The sequence below is a fragment of the Microbacterium sp. CIAB417 genome (genome assembly GCF_022788845.1).
This window is the reverse complement of sequence record NZ_JAHZUT010000048.1, coordinates 1-291: the sequence shown is the minus strand read 5'-3', so window position 1 is coordinate 291 and position 291 is coordinate 1. Positions and strand designations below refer to the sequence as shown.

Genomic DNA, 291 nt, shown 5'->3' with positions numbered 1-291 from the left:
TTTCTAAAAGGAGTCCGGCGGTGTCCTACTCTCCCACAGGGTCCCCCCTGCAGTACCATCGGCGCTGAGAGGCTTAGCTTCCGGGTTCGGAATGGGACCGGGCGTTTCCCTCTCGCTATGGCCGCCGAAACACTATTGATGTTTCAAGTCATGCACACAACAAAAGAATGTTGTCTGCGGTTCTCGACCGTACATCGAGAACCACTCAGTGGACGCGAACAGCTTCAGTTCAAACGAAGTGTTATCAAGTCATCGGCTTATTAGTACCAGTCAGCTACACGCATTACTGCG

The 291-nt window shown here is 52.6% G+C and carries 1 rRNA gene; it reads right to left on the bottom strand.

Annotated elements, in window-relative coordinates:
• Nucleotides 1-12: 12 nt before the first annotated feature.
• Nucleotides 13-129 (bottom strand): 5S ribosomal RNA (gene rrf, locus KYX17_RS31670).
• Nucleotides 130-291 lie beyond the last annotated feature (162 nt).